This window comes from Streptococcus lactarius (assembly GCF_016642265.1).
GTDB lineage: Bacteria > Bacillota > Bacilli > Lactobacillales > Streptococcaceae > Streptococcus > Streptococcus lactarius.
Map to the genome: position 1 here is coordinate 25,257 of NZ_MRXX01000012.1, position 22,916 is coordinate 48,172.

Here is a 22,916-nt window from a genome sequence, read left to right on the forward strand (position 1 = left end):
GACGAAATCGAATTCTAACAAATTACCGATTTCTGTCCCACTCTCTTTTTGATCGCAAATTGACTTTTGCAACCCTTTTCACTACAATAGAACTACAGAAAAGGAGGCGGACATGAACTATATTGAGTTTGCTGAAAATGAGCGTTTGTCCACCATTGTCCTTGGGATGATGCGGATCAGTCAGATGAGTGAAGACGAGGTGGAGGCCTTGGTGGAGGTGGCCTTGTCGATTGGCATTAACACCTTTGACCTAGCGGATATCTATGGCGATGGCCAGTGTGAGGTCCTGCTGGGTAAGGTACTCAAGCGCCGTCCGGATCTTCGGGCCCAGATGTGGATCCAGTCCAAGTGTGGGATTCGCAAAGATGGCTTTACCTATTTTGATTTTTCGAAGGACTATATTTTGGACTCCGTCGATGGTATCCTCGAGCGTCTGCAGATCGAGCGCTTAGATAGTCTCCTCCTTCACCGACCGGATGCCCTCATGGAGCCTGAAGAAGTGGCAGCAGCTTTTGATCACTTGGAGCAAGTTGGCAAGGTTCGTCATTTTGGAGTGTCCAATCAAAATCCTATGATGACGGAATTGCTTAAGACGGCTGTCAAACAGCCACTCAAGGTCAACCAGTTGCAGTTGAGTGCCGCCTTTACGCCTAGCTTTGAAGCTGGTTTTCATGTCAATATGGAAGGACCAAAAGCAGCCGTGCGAGATGGCAGTGTCTTTGAGTATTGTCGCTTAACTGATACGGTGATTCAAGCCTGGTCTGTCCTCCAGCATGGCTATTTTAAGGGGAACTTTGTCGGTAAGGAAGAGTTTGCGGCCCTTAATCATGTCCTCAATGACTTGGCGAAGAAATACCAGGTCACTCCGACAGCCATCGCCCTTGCTTGGGTCCTCCGCTATCCGGGTAAGATGCAGGCTGTCATCGGCACGACCAAACCCCAGCATGTCCTTGAAGCAGGGAAAGCAGCAGAGGTGAATTTGACCCGCAAGGAATGGTACCAAATCTACCTTGCTGCAGGTAATGATTTGCCTTAGAATCTTATTAGTAGACCACCCTCACTTGTATTAGTGGGCTGGTCTTTTGTTTTATACTTTACGAATTTTTCTTGACAAGTCTTACTTTGTTATGGTATTCTTTATGCAACGTATGTTGCGTAACAACTGTTGCGCGAAAGGAGTCTTATGCCACCAAAGGTTAAATTTAGTAAAGAGACTATCATTGGGACGGCTTTACAATTGGTGAGAGAAGAGGGCCTGGCTAGTTTGACGGCTAGGGCATTAGCAGAGAAACTGGGAGCCACGCCAAGGGTCATTTTTGGGCAATTTGCAAATATGGCTGAGTTACAAGCAGAGGTTATAGGTGCTGCGGAAATGGTCGTGGTGGAGTATATTCGCAAGGCTTTAGAAGATGAGAAGCCTTTTCGATCTGTCGGGGTTGCTTATATCCTGTTCGCCTCAAAGGAGCCCCAACTCTTTCAATTGCTTTTCCAAAATCCTAGCAAAGATCCGATTCGTCGTTTTCAAGATTTTCTTCCCATAAAGGATCATAGTTACCAATTGGTTCTGGATTCGATTGTCGCAGATTATCCGTTGACGTTAGAGGAGGCTAGTCGCTTGTACCAGCATCTATTCATCTACTCACACGGAATGGCCTCTATGGTTGCTTCTGGTATTTATCAGTTTAGCATGGAAGAAGTGATTGGTTTATTGACAGAAGTTTGTCAATCTCTCATCAAAGAAATGGTAGGAAAGAAATGATTCAACTAGAAAATGTTCACAAAAGTTATGGCCAAACCAAGGTTTTAAAAGGGATTGATCTGCAGATTCAAGACCAGGACGATGTGGTTATCCTAGGTCCTTCTGGATCAGGAAAGTCAACCCTCTTAAATGTGTTATCAGGATTAGAAAAAGTAGATGAGGGGCATATCCTCATTCAAGGGCAGGATTTATCGCAACTCACGGATGCTCAATTGACAGCTTTCAGACGTGAGAAGATTGCCTTTATTTTTCAGCAGTATTATTTATTGCCGAATCTCACGGTTAGACAGAATGTTAAGATGGGAGCTGATCTGGCAAACCATCATGATTTTTTGCAGATCATCGAGGATTTGGGGCTTGGCGATAAGCTAGACAAGTATCCAAGTGAATTGTCTGGTGGGGAACAGCAGAGAGTCTCCATTGCTCGGGCCTTGGCCAAAAAGCCAGAGATTCTTTTCTTAGATGAGCCGACGGGAGCCCTGGATGAAGAAACAGGGCGCAAGATTCTCGACTATATCTGGAAGTTGAAGGAAAAGCTTGGCTTTACCCTCATCATGGTGACGCACAACCAAAATATTGCGGATATGGCCAGAACCATCATTCGTGTCAATAGTGGCAAGATTACCCAAGTTGTGACCAACGATCAGCCTCAGACTGCCTATGAGATTGGATGGTAAGCCATGTTTTCAGTAAAAGATATTCGAAAATTAGTTGTCGTCAGTATCATTGGGGCTTGTGCGGTCTTTGTGGCCAATCTCTTCTTGAATTTTTACTTGGACATCGAGCAGTTAGAGATTTCTAAAACCAATCCCATGATTACGGCCTACTATGATGCCCAGGTTTCGCTTTCCTGGATGGTGGCCATGGTCAGTGGGGTCGTCTTGTCCTTGACGTCGATCCTTCTCATGTGTTTTTATATCAAACAATTTGTCGATGACCACAAGGAACAATTAGGGATTTTAAAGGCTTTAGGTTATAGCAATGGCCAGTTGGCGAAACGGTTTTGGGCTTTTGGACTCAGTTTTGGAGTTGGAGCGTTTCTTGGCTATTTCACTTCATTTCTCATGATGGGACATTTTTATGACTTTCGCAATGAGAAGGGGATTTTGCCAGACATTACCATTCATTTTCATTGGCAGCTCTTAGTCACTTTGATGATGCTGCCAACGACCTTCTTTATGTTCCTTGCGATTGCTTATGCTAAAAGACAACTACAAACGCCGGCCCTTCGCTTATTGAAAAAATCTCCAACACCGATCAAGGTCCAAAGGAGAAAGAGGGCTCCTATGAAAGAGAAAGACTTCCTAAAAGAGCTGTCTTCGTCACTGATTTGGGGAAGAAAATCGATCTTGTTTTTTGTGCTCTTTGGCTCCATGTGTTTCGCTGCCATGGTTCAATTGTCCTTTGGCCTAAGGGACTACACAGATGACATCATCCAAACCATGATGATCATGATTGGGCTGATTCTTTCTTTCTCGATTCTCTTTTTGTCATTGGGGATTGTCGTTTCAGAAAGTCGAGAAACCTTGGCCTTGATGAAAGCTTTTGGCTACACCGATCGTGAATGCCAAAGTCATATTCTCGCTCCCTATCGTTTCTGGGCTTATCTAGGATTTGCCCTTGGGACGGCTTATCAATATGGCATTATGGAAATTTTGATTGGTGTGATCAAAGACACGGTACCTGAAAAGATTGAGCACAACTTTGACTGGAACGTTTGCTTTTGGACCTTGCTCGGTTTTGCAGTGGTTTATGAAAGCCTCTTTTATCTCTCAAACAGAAAAATCCAAAAACAAACGATTAAAGAAGTGCTCTTAGCAGAATAGATAGAAAAGAGAGTGGGACAGAAATCGGTCATTCGTTAGAATTCGATTTCGTCGTCCCACCTCCGCACAGTTGAGTAGGGCTGTAAAAGCTGATGAAATCAGCGTAGTAGAGCCCACTCAACCACTGCGTCTTGCTCGACAATCCAAATAAACATAGAAAGAGGCTAGGAATTTTGTCCCAGCCTCTTTTGCACTGGATCAACAGAAAAACGGATGCTGTCTAAAAATCTTGCATTTTTTTGCAATTTAGGTTACAATGAAGACTATAAAAAACGCGTAATCCCTAGGGTCTTTCCCTCAGGGAATTTTGTGTGTTTTGACCTATTTTCGATGGGGAGACGCTCTGTGTTTTCCTAAGTAAAAGTATGAAACTTATTGGAGGTAATGATGATTCGATCCTTAATTTCCGAGATCAAAGAATTCAAGAAGCCCTCGATTTTGGCTTCCTTGTTCATGGTCTTTGAAGTCATGTTTGAGATTTCAATTCCCTTTGTCATGGCGAGCTTGCTAGACCAAGGTGTGCTACAAAGAAATATGCAGAACATCTTGTTTTATGGTGGACTCATGCTGGTCTGTGCCTTTTGCTCCCTCTTTTGTGGGATGCAGTCGGCTCGTTATGGTGCCTATGCATCGGCTGGTTTTGCCAAAAACCTTCGTCGTGCCATTTTCAAAAAGGTCCAAACCTTCTCGTTTGAGAATATTGATCAGTTTTCATCAGGTGGGCTGGTTACTCGGATGATGACCGACGTGACCAATGTGCAGAATTCTTATCAAATGATCATTCGGATCTGTGTGCGCGCACCGCTCAATTTGATCTTTGCCATTGTGGCTTGTTTCATGATCAATGCGGAAATGGCCATGATCTTTGTCTATGTGACCATTTTTTTGGCAGCAGTCCTCAGCATCATCATGAAGATTGTGTATCCGCTCTTTACGGAGGTTTTTGAAGCCTACGACAATCTAAATAATAGTATTAAAGAAAACATCACCAATATGCGGGTGGTCAAGTCTTACGTTAAGGAAGCAGATGAAACGGTTAAGTTTAAGAAGGCTTCACGCTTGATTTACAACATGTTTATGAAGGCCATCCGTGTTGTTGTCTTTAGTAGCCCAGCTATGATGCTTTCCATGTATGCATCCTTCCTTTTGATCTCTTGGATTGGGGCTCATCTGATCGTTGGTGGCCAGCTCTCTACTGGGAATTTGACCTCGATGTTTAGCTACACCATGACCATTCTCATGTCGCTCATGATGTTTATGATGATCTTTGTCATGTTGTCGATTTCCATGGCCTCTGTCGAGCGGATCAATGAAGTCTTGACGACCAAAACGACGATTGACTCTCCAGAAAATGGCCTCAAAGAAGTCGCTGATGGTTCGATCAATTTTGAGGATGTGACCTTTGCCTATACCGATGAAAATGGCGACAAGACCCATGTCTTACAAGGGATTAATCTTTCTATTCGTTCAGGGGAAGTTATTGGTATACTGGGTGGTACAGGTTCTGGGAAATCCAGCTTGGTTCAGTTGATTCCTCGTCTCTATGATGTCGAGTCTGGTCGGGTGACAGTAGCGGGCCACGATGTCAAAGAGTACGACCTCGATGCTCTTCGGAAGCAAGTGGCCATGGTTCTTCAGACCAATGTCCTTTTCTCTGGTACCATTAAAGAAAATATGCGCTGGGGAAAGAAAGATGCGACGGATGAAGAGATCATCGCAGCATGTAAGATCGCCCAAGCCGATGAATTTATTCAAGATTTCAAAGAGGGCTATGATACCAAGATTGAACGTGGGGGATCCAACGTCTCCGGTGGTCAACGGCAACGTCTCTGTATCGCGCGTGCTCTCCTCATGAATCCGAAGATCTTGATTCTGGACGATTCGACGTCAGCGGTCGATACCAAGACGGATAGCTTGATCCGTCAAGGGTTGGCCACCAGCTTGAAAGAGACCACCAAGATCATCATTGGTCAACGGATTTCCTCTATTCAAGATGCAGATCGCATTATCGTCATGAATGATGGTCAGATCGATGCCATCGGTCGTCACGAGGAACTGCTTGCGACCAACGCCATTTACCAAGAAGTATACGAAATGCAAACACAAGGGAAAGGAGAAGCAGATGAAAACTAAGAAAAAAGCAAATCTAGGCTCGCTCCTTCGCTTGCTCAACTTCCTTTGGAAGAACTATAAGTTGTCCTTGATCGTCTCCTTTATCTTGATCGTTCTATCATCTCTTGCGACGGTCAATGTGACAGCTTCGATTCAGTCCTTGGTCGATGTCTATGTGGAGCCAATGCTGACAAGCAACAGCCAGGATTTTGGACCGCTCTTGTCCTTCCTGATGCGGGTTGGTTTGATCTGTTTGATCGGGGTACTTGCTAACTATGGCTTTACCTTGATTATGGCGACGGTTTCTCAAGACTCGCTTAGAAGCCTGCGAAATCAGTTGTTTGCCCGTATGCAAAAACTGCCGGTTCGCTACTTTGATACCCACCAACACGGGGACATCATGTCCATCTATACCAACGATATTGATGCCCTTCGTCAGGCCATTGAACAATCCATTCCCCAACTCATCTCTTCAGCCATTACCATCCTTGGGGTAACGATTACCATGCTGACGGTTAGTCCACTCTTGTTCTTGATTGTTCTGGTGATGGTCCTTGTTATGTTCTTTATTGTCAAGGATGTTTCTGGCAAGTCTGGTCGTTACTTTGGGGCCCAACAAAAGAACTTAGGGATCGAAAATGGCTTTATTGAAGAAATGATGTCGGGTCAAAAAGTGGTTAAGGCCTTTGTGCACGAAGCAGAAAGTATCGAAGATTTTGATCGCATTAATGACCAACTCTTTGAGTCCTCTTACCAAGCCAACCGCTATGCCAATGTCCTCATGCCGGTTCTTGGAAATCTAGGAAATGTTTCCTTTGTTTTGACAGCCTTGGTCGGTGGGATTATTGCCCTAAACGGTATCGGTGGGTTGACCATCGGTGGTCTGATGGCCTTTCTGCAATTGAACCGTTCCTTCACAGGTCCCATTGCTCAGGTCTCTCAACAATTGAACTTTGTCCTCATGGCCTTGGCTGGTGGAGATCGTGTCTTTGATCTTTTGGATGAGGAAGAAGAAGTCAATCAAGGGAAAGTCACCTTGGTCAACTATGAACTGGTCGATGGAGAAATGGTCGAAACCGATCAGAAAACCAACAAATGGGCTTGGAAACATCCTCGTCCAAATAGCAGCTACCAATTGGTCAAACTGGTGGGGCATGTGGTCTTTGACCATGTTGATTTCTCCTATGATGGGAAAAAGCAGATCCTTAAAGGCATCAATCTCTATGCGGAAAAAGGTCAAAAAGTGGCCTTTGTCGGTGCGACCGGTGCGGGTAAGACTACCATTACCAATTTGATCAACCGTTTCTATGATATTCAGTCTGGAATGATCACTTATGATGGCATCGATGTTAAATTAATCGATAAGGATTCTCTTCGTCGCTCCCTCGGTATTGTTTTGCAAGATACGCACTTATTTACGGGAACCATTGCGGAAAACATTGCATATGGCCGTGCCGATGCAACTCGTGAGGAGATTCTGGAGGCAGCTCGAATTGCCAATGTGGATTCCTTTGTCAAACACTTGGATCAAGGCTATGAGACGGTCTTGACCGATGACGGGGCTGGCCTTTCAAATGGTCAACGGCAATTGATCGCCATTGCCCGTGCAGCCCTTGCCAATGCGCCAGTCTTGATTCTGGACGAAGCGACGTCTTCGATCGACTCGCGGACAGAGAAGATGGTGCAAGAAGGGATGGACCGCCTGATGGAAGGTCGGACAGTCTTTGTTATCGCCCACCGTCTATCGACCATTGTCAATTCCGATGTGATCATGGTGATGGACCACGGACGCATCATCGAGCGAGGTAACCATGCTTCCTTGATGGCAGAACGTGGCACCTATTATCGCCTCTACACCGGTGGACTTGAAATTGATTAAAGCAAAAAGCTTGAGCGTTGGCTCAAGCTTTTTGCTTATTTCTCAAGTAATTCTTGGATTAAGTCTTCCATGGATGCTGGTTCTGTTTTGGAGGAGAAGCGTTGGGCGACGTGGCCTTGTCGGTCGATGACAAATTTTGCAAAGTTCCATTCGATGCGTTTGCCCAGTGGTCCGGTTGCTTGACTTTTGAGCCAGTCATAAAGTGGAAGGGCTTCTTTGCCATTGACCTTGGCTTTGGCGAATCGTGGAAAGGTGGTCTGGTAGTTGAGGCTACAGAAGCTATTGATTTCTTCTGCAGTTCCTGGAGCTTGCCCCATAAATTGGTTACAGGGAATGTCTAGGATTTCAAGTCCCTTATCTTGGTAGCGCTGGTAGAGATCTTGTAGTCCTTGGTATTGTGGGGTTAGGCCACAACCGGTCGCCGTATTCACTACGATGAGGACCTTACCTTGGTAGTGGGAAAGAGAAATTTCTTCCCCTTGTTGGTTTTCTAAAGAAAAATCATAAATGCTGGTCATCGGGATCATCCTTTCTGTTTCTTTAGCTTTTATTGTAGCACAAATGGACTAAAATTGGGGCAAGAGGAGCATGACTTCTTGCTTTAGTCCCTCTTGTGAAAATGATATAATAAGAAGATAATAAGCTCTCAAGAAAGTGCCAAAAGGAGAACGGATCGGATGAAATTACTCTATACGGATGTTCGGACCCCCTTGACCAAGGTCCTGACGCAAGAAGCCGTAAGGTTAGTAGAAGATGGCAAGCGTGTGTTTTACATTGCCCCTAACTCTCTTTCCTTTGAAAAAGAAGCCAAGGTCTTGTCCTATTTAGAAGGTCAGGCTTCTTTTGCCATAACCGTTACGCGCTTTGCCCAAATGGCTCGTTATTTCATCCTGAACCAGGTCTTTGAAGAGCACCCCTTGGATGACATTGGTCTCGGCATGCTATTTTTTAAAGCTCTTTCCCACATGAAGGAGCAGGATCTCAAAGTTTACGGGGCCCTGCGTAAGGATCCTCAGTTTATCCAGCAACTGGTCCAGCTCTATCATGAATTGCAGACAGCCCAGATGGATTTTACCGATTTAGAGTCGCTCGAGGAAGCTGAAAAAAGAGAGGACCTCTTGGCGATTTTTGAAGCGGTCTCTGAGATGCTGGTCCAGCACCAGTATGAATCCCAGTCCAAGATGGCCTTTTTCCTCAATCAGGTCGAAGAAGGACGGCTGGAAGAGCAATTACAGGATGTGGCGATCGTCGTCGATGGCTTCACGCGTTTTTCTGCAGAAGAAGAGGCCTTGATTGGTCTCCTTCACCGAAAAGGAGTGGAGATTGTCATCGGAGTCTATGCCAGTGAAAAAGCCTATCGGGCAAGCTTTAGAGAGGGCAATCTCTATCAGGCTAGTGTTGACTTTCTCCTCCAACTTGCAAAGACTTTTCAGGTTCAACCTCAATATTGTGGGCATGCTGTTGAAGATTCCTTTAGTCGCATGACCCGCATGCTAGAAGCACGCTACGATTTTTCACAAGTGGAGAATGAGCTCAAGGAGCAAGATCGAAGAGCCGTCCAACTCTGGCAAACCAATACACAAAAAGAAGAGTTGGAATTTGTCGCTAAATCGATCCGTCAGCGCCTCCATGATGGGGGGCGCTATCGCGATATTCGGGTCTTGCTAGGCGATGTAGAAGCTTATCAACTGCAACTCAAGACCATTTTTGATCAGTATCAGATCCCCTTTTACTTAGGACGAAGCGAAGCCATGGCCCATCATCCCTTGATTCAGGTCATTGAATCGCTAGGGAGGATCAAGCAGTTCAATTTCCAGACAGAAGATGTCATCAATCTGTTGAAAACGGGGCTTTATAGTGATCTGACGCAAGAAGAAGTCGATGCTTTTGAGCAGTACCTTGGCTTTGCGGAAGTAAAAGGTGCTACAAAATTTCACAAGCCCTTTACCAGCAATCGTCAGGGTAAGTTCAATCTAGAAGCACTCAATGCCCTCCGAGAACGCGTCGTAGAACCTCTAGCTCCTTTCTTTTCACAGCGCAAACAAAAGGTTTCCCATCTCTTAACCGCCTTTTCAGCATTTCTGCAAGAGGCTCAGCTTTCTCAGAATCTACAAGTTTTGATCAAGGATCTAGCTTTGGAAGAGCAGGAGCGCTATGACCAGGTCTGGAAGGCCTTCCTTCATGTGTTAGAAGAGTTGAATCTGGTCTTTGAGGACCAAGAACTGACAGTGGATGACTTTCTAGGTCTTGTCTTATCCGGCATGCAATTGTCACAATACCGGACAGTTCCTGCTACAGTTGATGTAGTGACGGTTCAGTCCTACGACTTGATTGAACCCTTGACAGCCCCATATGTCTACGCGATCGGGCTAACCCAGGAGCGTTTCCCCAAGATCGCCCAGAACACCTCTCTGCTCAGTGAAGAAGAACGACAACAGCTCAACGAGGCCACCCAAGAAGGTGCAGAGCTCCAGGTGGTGACCAGCGAAAACCTCAAGAAGAATCGCTTTGTGGCGGTTTCGCTCCTTAATGCAGCAACTGAACAACTGGTCCTATCGGCCCCTAGCTTGGTCAATGAAACGGAAGATAGTGTCTCTCCTTACCTTCTAGAATTGGCCAAGGAGCCCATTGCCATCGAGTGGACGACCAAACAAGCCCAAGCTTCGAGTGATGACATCGGGACCTACCGAGCTCTCTTAGCGCGCGTGATCGAACTCCATCAAGAAGAGATTGCTAGTGAGCTGTCTGCTGAAGAAGCCAGCTTTTGGGGTGTGGCCGTGCGGGTCTTGCGAAAGAAATTGGCCGCTGAAGGCATCCAGATTCCTCAGATTTCAACGGAATTAAAGAGTCGTCAGCTCCAGTCGGATACGCTTCAAGCGCTCTATCCTAAAGGAAAAGCCTTGACCTTATCCGCTTCTGCCTTGAATGAATACTATAAGCACCAGTATGCCTTTTATCTGCGCTATGTCTTGGGCTTACAAGAGGATGAGACCATCCGGCCAGACGCTCGCAGTCATGGGAATTTCTTGCACCGAATCTTTGAACGGGTCTTAAAAGACAGCTCCGATCGAGCGTTTGATCGACGTTTAAACGAGGCCATTCGAGAAACCAGCCAAGAAGCAGAGTTTCAGCAATTGTATGGAGAAAATGGAGAGACCGAGTTTATTCGCAACTTGCTTCTTGATACCGCTAAAACAACGGGACGGGTCCTCGCCCAGCAAAATGGTATCGAGACCATCGGTGAGGAAACACTCTTTGGAGGGAGTGCCCACACCTCTTATCCTTTGTCTGATGGCAGGCTCTTGCAGCTACGGGGCAAGGTGGACCGTATTGATCAGTTAAGTGATCGGGGAGCCCTCGGAGTCGTGGACTACAAGTCTAGTCTGACGCAATTCCACTATGACAAGTTCTTTAACGGCCTTAATTCTCAATTGCCGACCTATCTCTCTGCGATTCAGGATCTGAAGGAATACCAAGAGGAGCAGGGGATTTTCGGAGCCATGTATTTGGAAATGGGAGATCCCCTAGTGGATCTGAAAAAGACCAAGACAGTAGAGGATGCCATCAACCAAACCATGAAGAGTCAGCAATACAAGGGACTCTTTATGGCGGATCAGGCAGCCTATCTGGGAGAGGCCTATGATAAGAACAAGGCCATGATGCTGACCAAGGAAGAGCTGGATCTGCTCCTCTTGTACAATGCTTATCTCTATAAAACAGCAGCAGAAGGGATCCTCAAGGGGCAATTTGCCATCAATCCCTATAGTGAAAATGGGCGCAATATCGCACCATATGTGGAGCAGTTTAAATCCATCACAGGCTTTGAAGCCGATCGTCACCTAGGTCAGGCACGATTCTTGACCAAACTAGACCAAAAAGGAATACGCGGTGAAAAGGTGAAAGCCGCTTGGATCGAGAAGATGAAGGAGGTCTTGAACAAATGATCAAACAAGCATTTTTGACAAGAGAAGAAATCAAGGCCCTTCAGGCCCAAGAAGCAGCCTCTAGCAAGGAGCAAAAGCGGACACCGGAACAGATCGATGCCATCTATAGTTCAGGGACCAATATCTTGGTGTCGGCATCTGCTGGTTCAGGAAAGACCTTTGTCATGGTGCAAAGGATTTTGGATCAGATCCAGCGAGGCATCTCAATTAAGGAGCTCTTTATCTCGACCTTTACGGTCAAGGCAGCAGGCGAGCTCAAGGAGCGTTTGGAAAGCGAACTTGGGAAAGCCCTGCAAGCGAGCGATGACCATGAGCTAAAGCAACACTTGGCTCGTCAAATCGCAGATGTCGCCACTAGCGATATCGGAACCATGGACTCCTTTACCCAAAAGGTCCTAACGCGCTATGGCTATTTGCTTGGGTTGGCGCCCCAGTTTCGGATTTTACAAAATGCCAGTGAGCAGCGTCTCTTGCAAAATGAAGTCTTTCAGACTGTTTTTGACCGCTATTACCAAGAGAAAAATCAAGAAGCTTTTGTCCAGATGGTCAAGAATTTCACGGGACAGCGCAAAAATTTGACCTTGTTTAAAGAGCAGGTCTACCAGATCTATGACTTTCTTCAGTCGACCAGTGATCCGGAGAAATGGTTGGAAGAGCATTTCCTAAAAGGCTATGAAGAGACCGATTTTGAACAGATTGAAGGTGCTCTGATGGAGAGCATCCAGCAGGCCCTCTATGAGGCAGAGAGCTTTTTTGACTTCCATTTGTCCAATGAGGGCCAAGCATTTGGCAAGGCCAAATATTTGGAAGCCGTGCAAGAGGTGCTCGATCAGATTGGAAGCCTCACAGAGCGCCCTAATAAAGCGCAACTGACCACTGTTCTAAAGGCGGTCGTTGCAATTAGCCGGGCTTCAAATGGGGGAGCCTTGACCAATAGAGCTCGTAAAGAAGAGCTGAAAGACCTAGTTACGGCTTATAACCAGGACAAAAACCTTCATATCAACCGCCTCAGAGACTTGGAAAATCAGCTTTATCAGCTGGAATTTCAACAAACCTTCCACCAAGAAGAAGGCCCCATGCTCTCCTTGCTTCGGGACTTTATCAGAGACTTTGCTCGCGCTTACTTGGAGCGAAAAATTCAAGAAAGGGCCTATGAATTTGGGGATATTAGTCATTTTGCTATTCAAATTTTAGAGCAATTCCCAGAGGTGAGACAAGCCTTTCAAGAGCGCTATCATGAGGTCATGGTCGATGAGTACCAGGATACCAACCATACCCAAGAGCGGATGTTGGATTTGCTGTCAAATGGCCACAATCGCTTCATGGTGGGGGATATCAAGCAATCGATTTACCGCTTTCGACAGGCAGATCCACAGATTTTCAATGACAAATTTAAGGCCTACCAAGAAGAAGGGGCGAAAGGACGCTTGATCCTCCTCAAGGAAAATTTTCGGAGCCATGTGGAAGTGTTGGATGCGACCAATGATGTCTTTCGCCATTTGATGGACGAAGAGGTAGGAGAGATTGACTACAATCAAACCCACTATCTAGTTGCAGGAAGCGACAAGCAGCGGATGGCCTTGCCACAACATCGGGCAGAATTTTTGCTCTATGATGGTAGTCAAGACCAGGAAGAAAAGGCCGAAGATGAGGAAGCTTCTCTTGGAGTCGAGACGATTTCCAAGGGAGAAATTCTTCTCGTTATCAAAGAAATTTTACGCCTCCATCGGGTGGAAAAAGTGCCTTTTAAAGACATCACCCTCTTGACCGCGACACGGACTCGAAATGACGCCATTCTGGAAGCGTTTGACCGCTACCAGATTCCGATTGTGGCAGATAGCGGACAGGCGCATTATCTTGAGTCGCTGGAAGTGATGGTCATGCTGGATACCTTGCGGACCATCAACAACCCCTTGCATGATTATCCTTTAGTAGCCCTCATGAAATCCCCTATGTTTGACTTTGATGAAGATGAGTTGGCACGGATTTCCTTACAGACGCTTCCAGAGCAAAAGCAAGTGGCCTTCTACCACAAAGTCCAGTTAGCCCTTAAACAGACTGCAGAGCATGCCAATCTGATCGATGGCAAGCTCCTAGCTAAAATCGAGAACTTCCTCCAGGTTTTATCTGCTTGGCGGGCTGTTGCCAAGACCTCTTCGCTCTATGATTTGTTGTGGAAAATCTATGAGGATCGCTATTACTATGACTATGTTGGCGCCCTTCCAAATGGCGCCCAGCGCCAGGCCAACCTCTATGCCTTGACGCTTCGGGCCAATGATTATGAGAAGGCCAGCTTTAAGGGCTTGTCGCGTTTCATTGCCATGATCGATAAGGTGATCGAAAATGAACACGATTTGGCCAGCGTCCCTCTTGCGGCACCAAAAGATGCCGTTCAGCTCATGACCGTCCATAAGAGTAAGGGGCTGGAATTCAAGTATGTCTTTATCCTCAATATGGATAAGGCCTTTAATCGCAAGGATCAATCGGGACCGATCATTCTCAGCCGTCAAAAAGGGATTGGTTTTAAATACATTGCTAACCTGCCAGTTGAGACCGAAAATCCAGCTGCTCCAGAGTCCATTCGCCTGCAGATCGAAACACCTTGCTACCAAGGCAATGTGGAAGAAGCGAAATTAGCCACGATTTCAGAGCAGATGCGTCTTCTATATGTTGCTATGACACGGGCCGAACTCAAGCTCTATCTGGTCGGAAAAGGCCGCGAGGACAAATTGCGCGATACCGATTGGGGGACCAGTCGCAATGGCAAGCTGGATCCGGAAAAAAGAAAAGAATGGACCTCTTATCAGGACTGGCTCTTTGCTATTCAAGATGTGTTTACCAAGAATACCCTGGCCTATGACACGCGTTTTGTGACAGACGAAGACCTGTCACCGGATCAACTGGAGCCACTAGAGAAGGAGAAGGGTTCCCGCCTGGATCAGCTCAAGGATGTCCGTCAGTCAGAGGATATTCGTCGGGCTTTGGATATCTTGGAAAATGTCGATCGCCTCAATCAGCTCTATGCTCCGGCCATTCATTTGCCAAGTGTCCGTACCCCTAGCCAGATCAAGAAATTCTACGAGCCGGTCATGGATGCCAATGGCGTCCAAATCATGGATGCGAAGACCGTGACACCTGAGTTTGAGCTTCCAACGTTTGGTCAAGAAAAAGCGGTGACGGGAGCCCAAGTCGGTAGTGCTGTCCATGAACTCATGCAGCGCGTGCCTCTTGAAGAAGAAATCACTCTTGATACACTACATCAAGCTTTGGAGCAAGTCCAAGCAGAGCCAGCGGTCAAAGCGCGCATCAAGCTAGAGACGATTCTCGCTTTCTATGAGACGCCTTTAGGGACCTTGCTTAAAAAAGAAGCCTCTCGTGTTCATCGTGAAGCCCCCTTTGCCATGCTGAAGAAAGATCCAGCTAGTGGCGAGGACTTTGTCGTTCGGGGGATCTTGGATGGGTATATCGTGCTAGAAGATCGGATCCTGCTCTTTGACTACAAGACAGATCACTACAAGTTCCCTAGCCAATTGGTCGAACGCTACCGAGATCAGCTCGATCTCTATGCAGAAGCTCTTCGCCGTTCCTATGGCCAAGAGCACGTTGAAAAATATCTGGTACTTTTAGGTGGCCCTCATCTAGAAGTGGTGAAAGTGGAGTAAATGATGGCAATTGCAAAGGAAAACATCGAACGCATTCAAAGGATGGAAGGTTATTTGAATGACTATGCTAAGACTTTGGAAGGTACAAAAAAAGCAGTGGATCGACTAAAAGAGCATCAAGAGAGCTATATCCAACTGCGCGATTATTATAGTAGTCAGGCCTATTTTGATGACTTGGACCTGTCCAATCAAGCTGACTTCCCCGCAGATCTACCTTGTGGTGTCTTGTCCGAAGATGCTGTCTATGATTTACTAGACGAGCACTTTCAGATGGGAGTGGAACTCTTGGAGATCGCAACGAAGATGATCAAAGAACGGTGAAATCTTTATTTATTTTTTATCTTTCCTTAGGTGACGGCGGACGTTAGGTGAAATTATCCAGTGGATGATTTCAGCAATCCAGGAAGTTCCATGACTAAATCAAGATACAAAGGGCGACTGCGGATAAAGCCAAAATAGGAAGTTTGACGAAGAATCTTGAGATTCTAGGAGAACTTATCTTTTTGACGCAATCCGCAGCCCGTGTTCAATTATTTTTGAGCCCCTTCGCTCTTGAAATTCTTAGCACAGGCTAAAACAGTTCCCCGAACTGTTTTACTCTCAATAATTCCTAGTACCTGAAACAGGATCTGTTTCTAGCACTTTTCTCACGGCGGAAAGTTTCAGTATATCTTTGAATAAACACAACATATATCATTCTAATTCTTTTAGCATTACTTGTGTTAGCTTATCTTGACAAGCCCTACCAGCAATAGAAAATTTTCCAAAATGGACTTTTTCTTCAGCAAAAAAAGCTCCGGTTTCCCGGAGCTTTTTGTTGGATTAGTGTGATACACGGCGACGTGCTGCTTTTTTGCGGTTTTCTTCGATGAAAGCTGCTTTCTTTTCTTCTGGCTCGATTACTTTTTTCTTGAATGTGTAAACTGCACCTGCGACAGCAGCAACTGTACCAGCAACACCAGTAACAAAACCTTTACCAAATCCTTTAGCCATGAGAATTTCTCCTTTTCTGAACTTTAAATATTTATGTTATAATATATGGTAACGAAAAAACGTGAATTTTGCAAGGAAAAACGATGAAAACCAAGATAATTGTGATTGTGGGACCGACCGCGGTTGGAAAAACAGCTCTTGCGATCGATTTGGCCCAAGCTCTCAATGGTGAAATCATCAGTGGCGATAGCCAGCAAGTCTATCGCAAGCTGGATATTGGGACAGCTAAGGCGACACCAGAAGAGCAAGCTGCAGCTCCCCATCATTTGATCGATGTGCGAGAGGTGACCGAGTCCTACTCGGCTTTTGATTTTGTAAGAGAAGCTAAACAGGCCATCGCGGAGATCACAGCCCGAGGCAAGCTCCCCATCATTGCAGGTGGGACGGGCCTCTACATCCAAAGTCTTCTTGAAGGCTATCATCTTGGTGGTGAAGTTCCTCATGAAGAGATTCTGGCCTATCGGGCTCAATTGGACTTGCTTTCGGATGAAGACTTGTACCAAAGAGTGGCGGAGCAAGGACTTGTGATTCCTCAGATCAATCGCCGTCGGGCCATGCGGGCTCTTGAAATTGCACATTTTGGCCAAGACCTAGCAAACCAAGAGACCGATTTTGACCCCTATCTGATCTGTCTAGATGATGACCGGTCCTTGATCTATGAGCGCATCAATCGTCGAGTAGATCGCATGCTAGAGGAGGGGTTATTAGAGGAAGCACGGTGGCTCTATGACCATCATCCTGAGGTTCAGGCGGCAAAAGGCATTGGCTACAAGGAACTCTTTCCCTACTTTAAGGGAGAACAGAGCTTGGAGGAAGCCAGTGAGATCCTCAAGCGCAACACCCGGCGTTTTGCTAAACGGCAATTGACCTGGTTTCGAAATCGAATGGAAGTGAGCTTTTACGCCATTTCTGCCCCCCACTTCAAGGAGCAGGTTCTTGCAGATGTAAAGGAGTTTTTGAAGAATGATTGAAACAGAAAAGAAACAAGAACGCATCCTTTTGGTCGGTGTGGAACTACAAGGCATGGACAATTTTGAGATGTCGATGGAAGAGTTGGCCAGCCTAGCTAAAACAGCCGGTGGAGATGTCCGGGGCTCCTATACACAAAAGCGGGAGAAATACGACACTAAGACCTTTGTTGGTGCAGGAAAACTCGAAGAAATCGCTCAAATGGTCGAAGCAGATGAGATTACAACGGTAGTGGTCAATAACCGCTTGACCCCCCGTCAAAATGTCAATTTAGAAGAAATCCTAGGAGTTAAGGTCATTGACCGGATGCAGCTGATTTTAGATATCTTTGCCATGCGGGCTAGGAGTCATGAAGGGAAGTTGCAGGTGCACTTGGCCCAGCTTAAATACCTCTTGCCACGCCTTGTTGGTCAAGGGATCATGCTCAGCCGTCAGGCTGGGGGAATTGGTTCTCGTGGTCCAGGGGAAAGCCAACTGGAGTTGAACCGACGGAGCGTCCGCAATCAAATCACCGATATCGAACGCCAGCTCAAGGCAGTTGAAAAGAATCGGGAAACCCTTCGTGAAAAACGCTTGGAATCACCAGTCTTTAAGATCGGTTTGATCGGCTATACCAATGCAGGGAAGTCGACTATTATGAACCAGTTGACCAGTAAGAGCCAGTATGAAGCTGATGAACTCTTTGCGACCTTGGACGCCACAACCAAGAGCATCCATCTAACAGGCAATCTGCAAGTGACGTTGACCGATACGGTTGGCTTTATCCAAGATCTGCCAACAGAGTTGGTATCGAGCTTTAAGTCGACCCTGGAAGAAAGTAAGAATGTGGATCTCTTGGTTCATGTCATCGATGCGTCTGATCCCAATCATGAAGAGCACGAAAAGACCGTGCTTTCGATCATGAAGGACCTGGATATGTTGGAGATTCCTCGCTTGACTCTTTACAACAAAGCAGATAAAGTAGCAGACTTTACACCAACCCAGACACCTTTTAGCTTGATTTCTGCGCGTTCTGAGACAGCCCGTGAGGATCTGCAGGCTTTGCTTTTAGAAAAACTGAGAGAACTCTTTGTTCCCTTTACCATTCGCGTTCCTTTTTCAAAATCCTATCGGACACATGACCTAGAGACGGTCGCGATCATTGACCAGCGCGAATTTGAAGAAGACGTCGAGGTCATTCAAGGCTATATCGCAGAGAAAAATAAGTGGAAGTTGGAAGAATTTTATGACGGATTATGTTGATTTAGCGATAAAATATGGAGGTTATACCAGCCTCGATCGGGTCTATCTGACTAATCTTTTAGGCACGATCCCTGAGGACTTGCGTCTCCGTATGATTACGCCTCCACCAAGTGTGCTCAACGCCTATTTCGCTGAGCTCTATCAAAAGAAGAGCCCCAAGGAGGCTATGGAATATTTCTTGGACTTGAGCCGGGCGTTTGACTTGTTTACCGATGAGTTCAGCTTTGATGAAGGCAAGCCTTTTATCCGTCTCAATTTGTCGGGCAAGTCTTATGGCTTGGCTTACGTAAATGAAGAGCTAGCCTGTGTCTTTGCTGAACATCCAGCAGCGGCAATCACCCCTTCGATTTTATTCGAAATTGCAGAGATCTTTCCGCATTGTTTGGTCTTTGAAAAAGATGGCAAGATCTGTCTGCAAGAGGCCGGCCCAGAAGTGGTGACCAAAACCGAAGCGCTCACAGCCCTGACGGACTTGATAACCTTGGAAGATGGACGCTTCAAACTGTCAGGCTATAACCAAGAAGAGCTTCTTGAGCAGGCTCACACCTATTCTGGCAACCTTTCGTTCCGTTCAGAGAACCGGACGGCCATGATTTATATAGATAGAAAGTAGACAATGGACATTCAATTTTTAGGAACGGGAGCTGGGCAACCCTCAAAAGCCCGGAATGTATCGAGTTTAGCGCTTAAATTGCTAGATGAAATCAATGAAGTCTGGCTCTTTGACTGTGGCGAAGCGACCCAGAATCAAATTTTAGAGACCACCATTCGCCCGCGAAAAGTTAGCAAGATCTTTATCACTCACTTACATGGAGACCATATTTTTGGCCTGCCTGGCTTTTTATCCAGCCGTGCTTTTCAGGCCAATGAAGAGCAGACAGATCTGGATATTTATGGTCCAGTAGGCATCAAATCCTTTGTCATGACCAGTCTTCGGGTATCGGGTTCTCGCCTGCCTTACCGCATCCATTTTCATGAATTCGATGAACATTCTCTCGGCAAGATTTTAGAAACCGATAAATTCACGGTCTATACGGAAGCTTTGGACCATACTATTTTTTGTGTGGGCTACCGGGTCATGCAAAAGGACCTCGAAGGAACACTGGATGCAGAGAAGTTGAAGGCGGCAGGAGTTCCTTTTGGACCGCTCTTTGGGAAAGTCAAAAATGGGCAAGACGTCACCTTGGAAGATGGCACTAAGATCATTGCTGCGGACTACATTTCAGCCCCTCGACCGGGTAAAGTCATCACTATCCTGGGTGATACGCGTAAGACCAATGCCAGCGTCCGTCTTGGGGTCAATGCAGATGTCTTGGTCCATGAGTCCACCTATGGCAAGGGTGATGAAACGATTGCTCGAAAGCACGGGCACTCGACCAATATGCAGGCGGCAGAAGTGGCGCGTGAAGCAGGAGCTAAACGCCTTCTTCTCAACCATATCAGTGCCCGCTTCTTATCAAAAGACATTAGCCAATTGCGCAAGGATGCATCCAGCATTTTTGAAAATGTCTATGTGGTCAAAGATTTAGAAGAAGTGGAGATCTAAAATGCGAACCATCATTATCACAGGAGCAAGTGGAGGCTTGGCACAGGAAATGGTCAAGCTCCTCCCTGAAGACCGGCTGATTCTCTTAGGCAGAAATCAAGAAAAACTGGAAGACCTCTATGCTAGCCATCCTCAGGCTGAATGCATCGGGATCGATATCACCGATCCATCAGCTGTCCAACAACTAGTGGAAGACCTTTATCAGCGCTATGGACAGATCGATATCTTGGTCAACAATGCAGGTTATGGCATCTTTGAGGCCTTTGATCGCATTTCTGACCAGCAAGTTCGGGAAATGTTTGGGGTCAATACCTTTGCCCTCATGCAGTTTTCACGCTTGATGGGTGCGCACATGAAGGAAGCAGGCAAGGGGCACATTGTCAATATCGTCAGCATGGCGGGCTTAGTAGCAACTGCTAAATCCAGCCTCTATTCGGCGACTAAGTTTGCAGCCATTGGCTTCTCTAATGCTCTGCGTTTGGAACTCATGTCCTTTGGTGTCCATGTGACGACGGTTAATCCGGGTCCAATTCGAACCACTTTCTTTGACCAGGCAGATCCTGACGGAAGCTATGTCAAGGCTGTGGACCGCTACATTTTGGAACCAGACTTTGTGGCCAAGAAGATCGTAAAAAACTTTGGGAAACCAAAACGCGAGCTCAATTTGCCTTGGCTCTTGAACCTAACTCACAAGCTCTATACCCTTTTCCCACGTATTTCGGACAAGCTAGCTAGCAAGATGTTCAACTACAAATAGGAGGAGCTAGATGGCAGCCAATATTCAAGCCTATTTAGAAAATATCCGGCAACCCTGGGGACAGATCTATTATGATATTCTATTTGACCAATTAAAGGATATCAAAGACAAGCGCGTGCTTGATTTCGGCAGTGGCTTTGGCCTTGTGGCCAACCACCTAGCGAAAGAAAATCAAGTCCTTGCTGTGGAGCCCAATCAAGAAATGGTGGCCTTGCGGTCCCAGGACCATCCCTACCAACAATTCGTCGGAAGTCTAGATCAGTTGGCAGTCCTTGAAGATGCCAGCTTTGAGGTCATCCTCTGCCACAATGTTTTAGAATATGTAGAGGATCGCAAGGTGATTCTCAAGGAATTCACCCGCATTTTGAAACCTGGAGGCCTACTCTCTATCGTCAAGCACAATGAAGTTGGACGCGTCCTGCAGACGGTCGTCTTTGAAAATGATCCTCAGAAAGCGCTTGATCTTCTAGCAGGTCAGGACTTGGAAACCCACTCCATGGGCTTGGCTCAGGCCTATGATCTAGATAGAGCAGTAGAAGACCTAGCCCTCGAAGTTCAGGATTACCAAGGAATTCGTATCTTTTATGCCTTGCAGGACAATCACTTCAAAGGCCAAGAAGGCTGGCGAGAGTCTATGCTCAAAATGGAGCTGGCCGTTTGCCAAGAGTCCCCTTACAGAGATATCGCCTTCTTCCAGCATTATAGCTTAAAAAGGAGTTAAGATGTTACATTATAAAAAAGAAATTCCAGTGATGACAGACCTACTCGCACTCTACAGCTCAGTCGGCTGGACCAATTATACTAACAATCCAGCTATGCTAGAAGAAGCTGTCAAAGCCAGTCTCTGGCAGTTGGCGGTCTATGATAAGGAAGAGTTAGTAGCCTACATTCGCTTAGTAGGAGATGGCCATTCTGTCATTTTTGTACAGGACCTCTTGGTGCGACCAGATCACCAGCGCCAAGGCATTGGCACGAAACTCTTAGAAGAGGCTTTAGCGACCTTCCCCAATGTCTATCAACGGCTCCTTGCCACTGATCGTAACGAGAAAAATTTAGCCTTTTACCAGTCCCTCGGCTTTGTCGAATTGTCAGAGCAAGCCTGTACAGGAATGATTTATATGAAATAGAGTCTGGGAGAATAGTCTTATAGCTCCAAAAAAAAACAACGGGTTTTCCGTTGCTTTTTTTGTATAGTTGCGGTAGTCTTGGTAAAATAGAATTGCACAAAAAAGCTATCTCATGCATATTCACTATAACACAAGTCAAACAACATTACCACTAGAAATCAGTTCTTTCTTGCCACACGACCATCTGGTCTTTACTATTGAAAAAGGGTGAATACCTTGGAAGAGCATCATTTCCACGTCTTCTATAATGACTTTGGTCACCCGTCTTATCACACTAAAATGCTTTTATCTACTCTTCTATTTGCTTATTCACAAGGAATTTTCTGTGAACGAAAAATTGAAAAATGATTGAAAATCTCGCTATGCAGTACCTAACAGGACAGTTGGTTGTCATCTAACGCACCATCAATCGGTTTCGAATCGCTAGGGGGATGAAAGAACTCATTTTGATTTTTTTATCGATCTCAATTTTCGTTTAAAAATGGAAAAGTTAGTAACTTTAGATCGTTTGTTTATTGACGGGAATAAGATTGAAGCGAACGCCAACAAGTATAGTTTTGTTTGGAAAAAGGCAACGGACAAGTTTTCCGCCAAACTTCAAGAACAGATACAGGAGGAAAACTACACACATCCTGACGGGTGATGCAATCGTTTCACTATGTCAAACATCAGAAAACACAGATGAACTGTCAATAGAAAATCGAGGTTTACTACGCTAATGAACCTGAAGCAGCTCCTCAAAAGGGACTGTATATTAACGAACACTATCAGCACTTAAGAACTAAAGAGTGCCAGGCGTTTTTATCTCCGATGGTAGACAGATTTTCGCTCAACGTAAAATTGATGTGGAATCTGTCTTTGGGCAGATAAAGGCTTGTTTAGGTTACAAGAGATGTCATCTGAGAGGTCAGAGTCAAGTGAGAATTAACATGGGATTCGTACTCATGGCCAACAAGCTCCTAAAATACAATAACTGTTCTTTGTATCTCTAGTATATCAGATGAACATTTTTGTTGCACTTCTTTTACAACATAGCCCAATAATTACACTGATTATTGACAAGAAATCGATGATTGTATATAATGTTGGCGTAATAAACT

At 45.8% G+C, this 22,916-nt stretch carries 20 protein-coding genes; 18 read left to right on the plus strand and 2 right to left on the minus strand.

Features of this window, described 5'->3' with window-relative positions; translation table 11 throughout:
* Positions 1 to 112: 112 nt before the first annotated feature.
* The 6 genes from BTU61_RS08515 to BTU61_RS08540 all read left to right on the plus strand — a co-directional run bounded on the left by BTU61_RS08515 (position 113) and on the right by BTU61_RS08540 (position 7,576).
* A complete protein-coding gene (locus BTU61_RS08515) occupies positions 113 to 1,036 on the plus strand; it encodes an aldo/keto reductase (protein WP_200773176.1) in 924 nt (307 codons plus the stop codon).
* A gap of 147 nt (positions 1,037 to 1,183) precedes the next feature.
* Positions 1,184 to 1,759: a TetR/AcrR family transcriptional regulator gene (locus tag BTU61_RS08520; protein WP_200773177.1), complete on the plus strand. Its 576-nt coding sequence runs from the start codon at positions 1,184 to 1,186 to the stop codon at positions 1,757 to 1,759.
* A complete protein-coding gene (locus tag BTU61_RS08525; protein WP_200773178.1) occupies positions 1,756 to 2,436 on the plus strand; it encodes an ABC transporter ATP-binding protein in 681 nt (226 codons plus the stop codon). The genes BTU61_RS08520 and BTU61_RS08525 overlap by 4 nt, the downstream gene beginning before the upstream one ends.
* A 3-nt stretch (positions 2,437 to 2,439) precedes the next feature.
* Positions 2,440 to 3,585: an ABC transporter permease gene (locus BTU61_RS08530; protein ID WP_200773179.1), complete on the plus strand. Its 1,146-nt coding sequence runs from the start codon at positions 2,440 to 2,442 to the stop codon at positions 3,583 to 3,585.
* Between the two features lie 387 nt (positions 3,586 to 3,972).
* A complete protein-coding gene (locus BTU61_RS08535) occupies positions 3,973 to 5,718 on the plus strand; it encodes an ABC transporter ATP-binding protein (protein WP_200773180.1) in 1,746 nt (581 codons plus the stop codon).
* Complete coding sequence (locus BTU61_RS08540; RefSeq protein ID WP_200773181.1) at positions 5,708 to 7,576, plus strand: ABC transporter ATP-binding protein; 1,869 nt, start codon at positions 5,708 to 5,710, stop codon at positions 7,574 to 7,576. Before BTU61_RS08535 ends, BTU61_RS08540 begins: the two co-directional genes overlap by 11 nt.
* A gap of 35 nt (positions 7,577 to 7,611) precedes the next feature.
* On the opposite strand, the gene BTU61_RS08545 is transcribed toward BTU61_RS08540, so the two are convergent.
* The gene (locus BTU61_RS08545) at positions 7,612 to 8,094 is read right to left on the minus strand and encodes a glutathione peroxidase (RefSeq protein ID WP_200773182.1); all 483 of its coding nucleotides are present in this window, start codon (positions 8,092 to 8,094) and stop codon (positions 7,612 to 7,614) included.
* Positions 8,095 to 8,253: 159 nt separating this feature from the next.
* On the opposite strand from BTU61_RS08545, the gene rexB reads away from it, so the two are divergent.
* Genes rexB through BTU61_RS08560 form a run of 3 tightly spaced genes read left to right on the plus strand, consistent with a single transcriptional unit; the run spans position 8,254 to position 15,503 of the window.
* Positions 8,254 to 11,520, plus strand: coding sequence for an ATP-dependent nuclease subunit B (gene rexB / locus BTU61_RS08550; protein ID WP_200773183.1), 3,267 nt, complete (start codon positions 8,254 to 8,256; stop codon positions 11,518 to 11,520).
* Entirely contained in the window at positions 11,517 to 15,182 is a 3,666-nt protein-coding gene (gene addA / locus BTU61_RS08555; RefSeq protein WP_200773184.1) for a helicase-exonuclease AddAB subunit AddA, read from the plus strand. Before rexB ends, addA begins: the two co-directional genes overlap by 4 nt.
* 3 nt (positions 15,183 to 15,185) lie before the next feature.
* On the plus strand, positions 15,186 to 15,503 hold the full coding sequence (locus tag BTU61_RS08560) for a DUF4298 domain-containing protein (RefSeq protein WP_200773185.1): 318 nt from the start codon (positions 15,186 to 15,188) through the stop codon (positions 15,501 to 15,503).
* 501 nt (positions 15,504 to 16,004) lie between these two features.
* Here BTU61_RS08560 and BTU61_RS08565 read toward each other — a convergent pair.
* Entirely contained in the window at positions 16,005 to 16,175 is a 171-nt protein-coding gene (locus BTU61_RS08565) for a DUF3042 family protein (RefSeq protein ID WP_003014881.1), read from the minus strand.
* Between the two features lie 83 nt (positions 16,176 to 16,258).
* Between BTU61_RS08565 and miaA the strand changes: the two genes are divergently transcribed.
* From miaA to BTU61_RS10275, 9 genes are all read left to right on the plus strand, one after another.
* The gene (miaA, locus tag BTU61_RS08570) at positions 16,259 to 17,146 is read left to right on the plus strand and encodes a tRNA (adenosine(37)-N6)-dimethylallyltransferase MiaA (RefSeq protein ID WP_200773186.1); all 888 of its coding nucleotides are present in this window, start codon (positions 16,259 to 16,261) and stop codon (positions 17,144 to 17,146) included.
* Entirely contained in the window at positions 17,139 to 18,386 is a 1,248-nt protein-coding gene (gene hflX / locus BTU61_RS08575) for a GTPase HflX (RefSeq protein ID WP_200773187.1), read from the plus strand. Before miaA ends, hflX begins: the two co-directional genes overlap by 8 nt.
* Positions 18,370 to 18,999: a cystathionine beta-lyase gene (locus BTU61_RS08580; RefSeq protein ID WP_200773188.1), complete on the plus strand. Its 630-nt coding sequence runs from the start codon at positions 18,370 to 18,372 to the stop codon at positions 18,997 to 18,999. Before hflX ends, BTU61_RS08580 begins: the two co-directional genes overlap by 17 nt.
* 3 nt (positions 19,000 to 19,002) lie before the next feature.
* Positions 19,003 to 19,932, plus strand: a complete 930-nt coding sequence (rnz, locus tag BTU61_RS08585) for a ribonuclease Z (RefSeq protein ID WP_187540547.1) — start codon at positions 19,003 to 19,005, stop codon at positions 19,930 to 19,932.
* A 1-nt stretch (position 19,933) separates the two neighbouring features.
* Positions 19,934 to 20,689, plus strand: coding sequence for an SDR family NAD(P)-dependent oxidoreductase (locus tag BTU61_RS08590; protein ID WP_200773189.1), 756 nt, complete (start codon positions 19,934 to 19,936; stop codon positions 20,687 to 20,689).
* Between the two features lie 10 nt (positions 20,690 to 20,699).
* Positions 20,700 to 21,410, plus strand: a complete 711-nt coding sequence (locus BTU61_RS08595) for a class I SAM-dependent methyltransferase (protein ID WP_200773190.1) — start codon at positions 20,700 to 20,702, stop codon at positions 21,408 to 21,410.
* A 1-nt stretch (position 21,411) separates the two neighbouring features.
* Positions 21,412 to 21,816: a GNAT family N-acetyltransferase gene (locus BTU61_RS08600; RefSeq protein WP_200773191.1), complete on the plus strand. Its 405-nt coding sequence runs from the start codon at positions 21,412 to 21,414 to the stop codon at positions 21,814 to 21,816.
* 279 nt (positions 21,817 to 22,095) lie between these two features.
* Positions 22,096 to 22,164, plus strand: a complete 69-nt coding sequence (locus BTU61_RS10410; protein WP_350007309.1) for a hypothetical protein — start codon at positions 22,096 to 22,098, stop codon at positions 22,162 to 22,164.
* A 497-nt stretch (positions 22,165 to 22,661) separates the two neighbouring features.
* Complete coding sequence (locus BTU61_RS10275; RefSeq protein WP_244967049.1) at positions 22,662 to 22,808, plus strand: hypothetical protein; 147 nt, start codon at positions 22,662 to 22,664, stop codon at positions 22,806 to 22,808.
* Positions 22,809 to 22,916 lie beyond the last annotated feature (108 nt).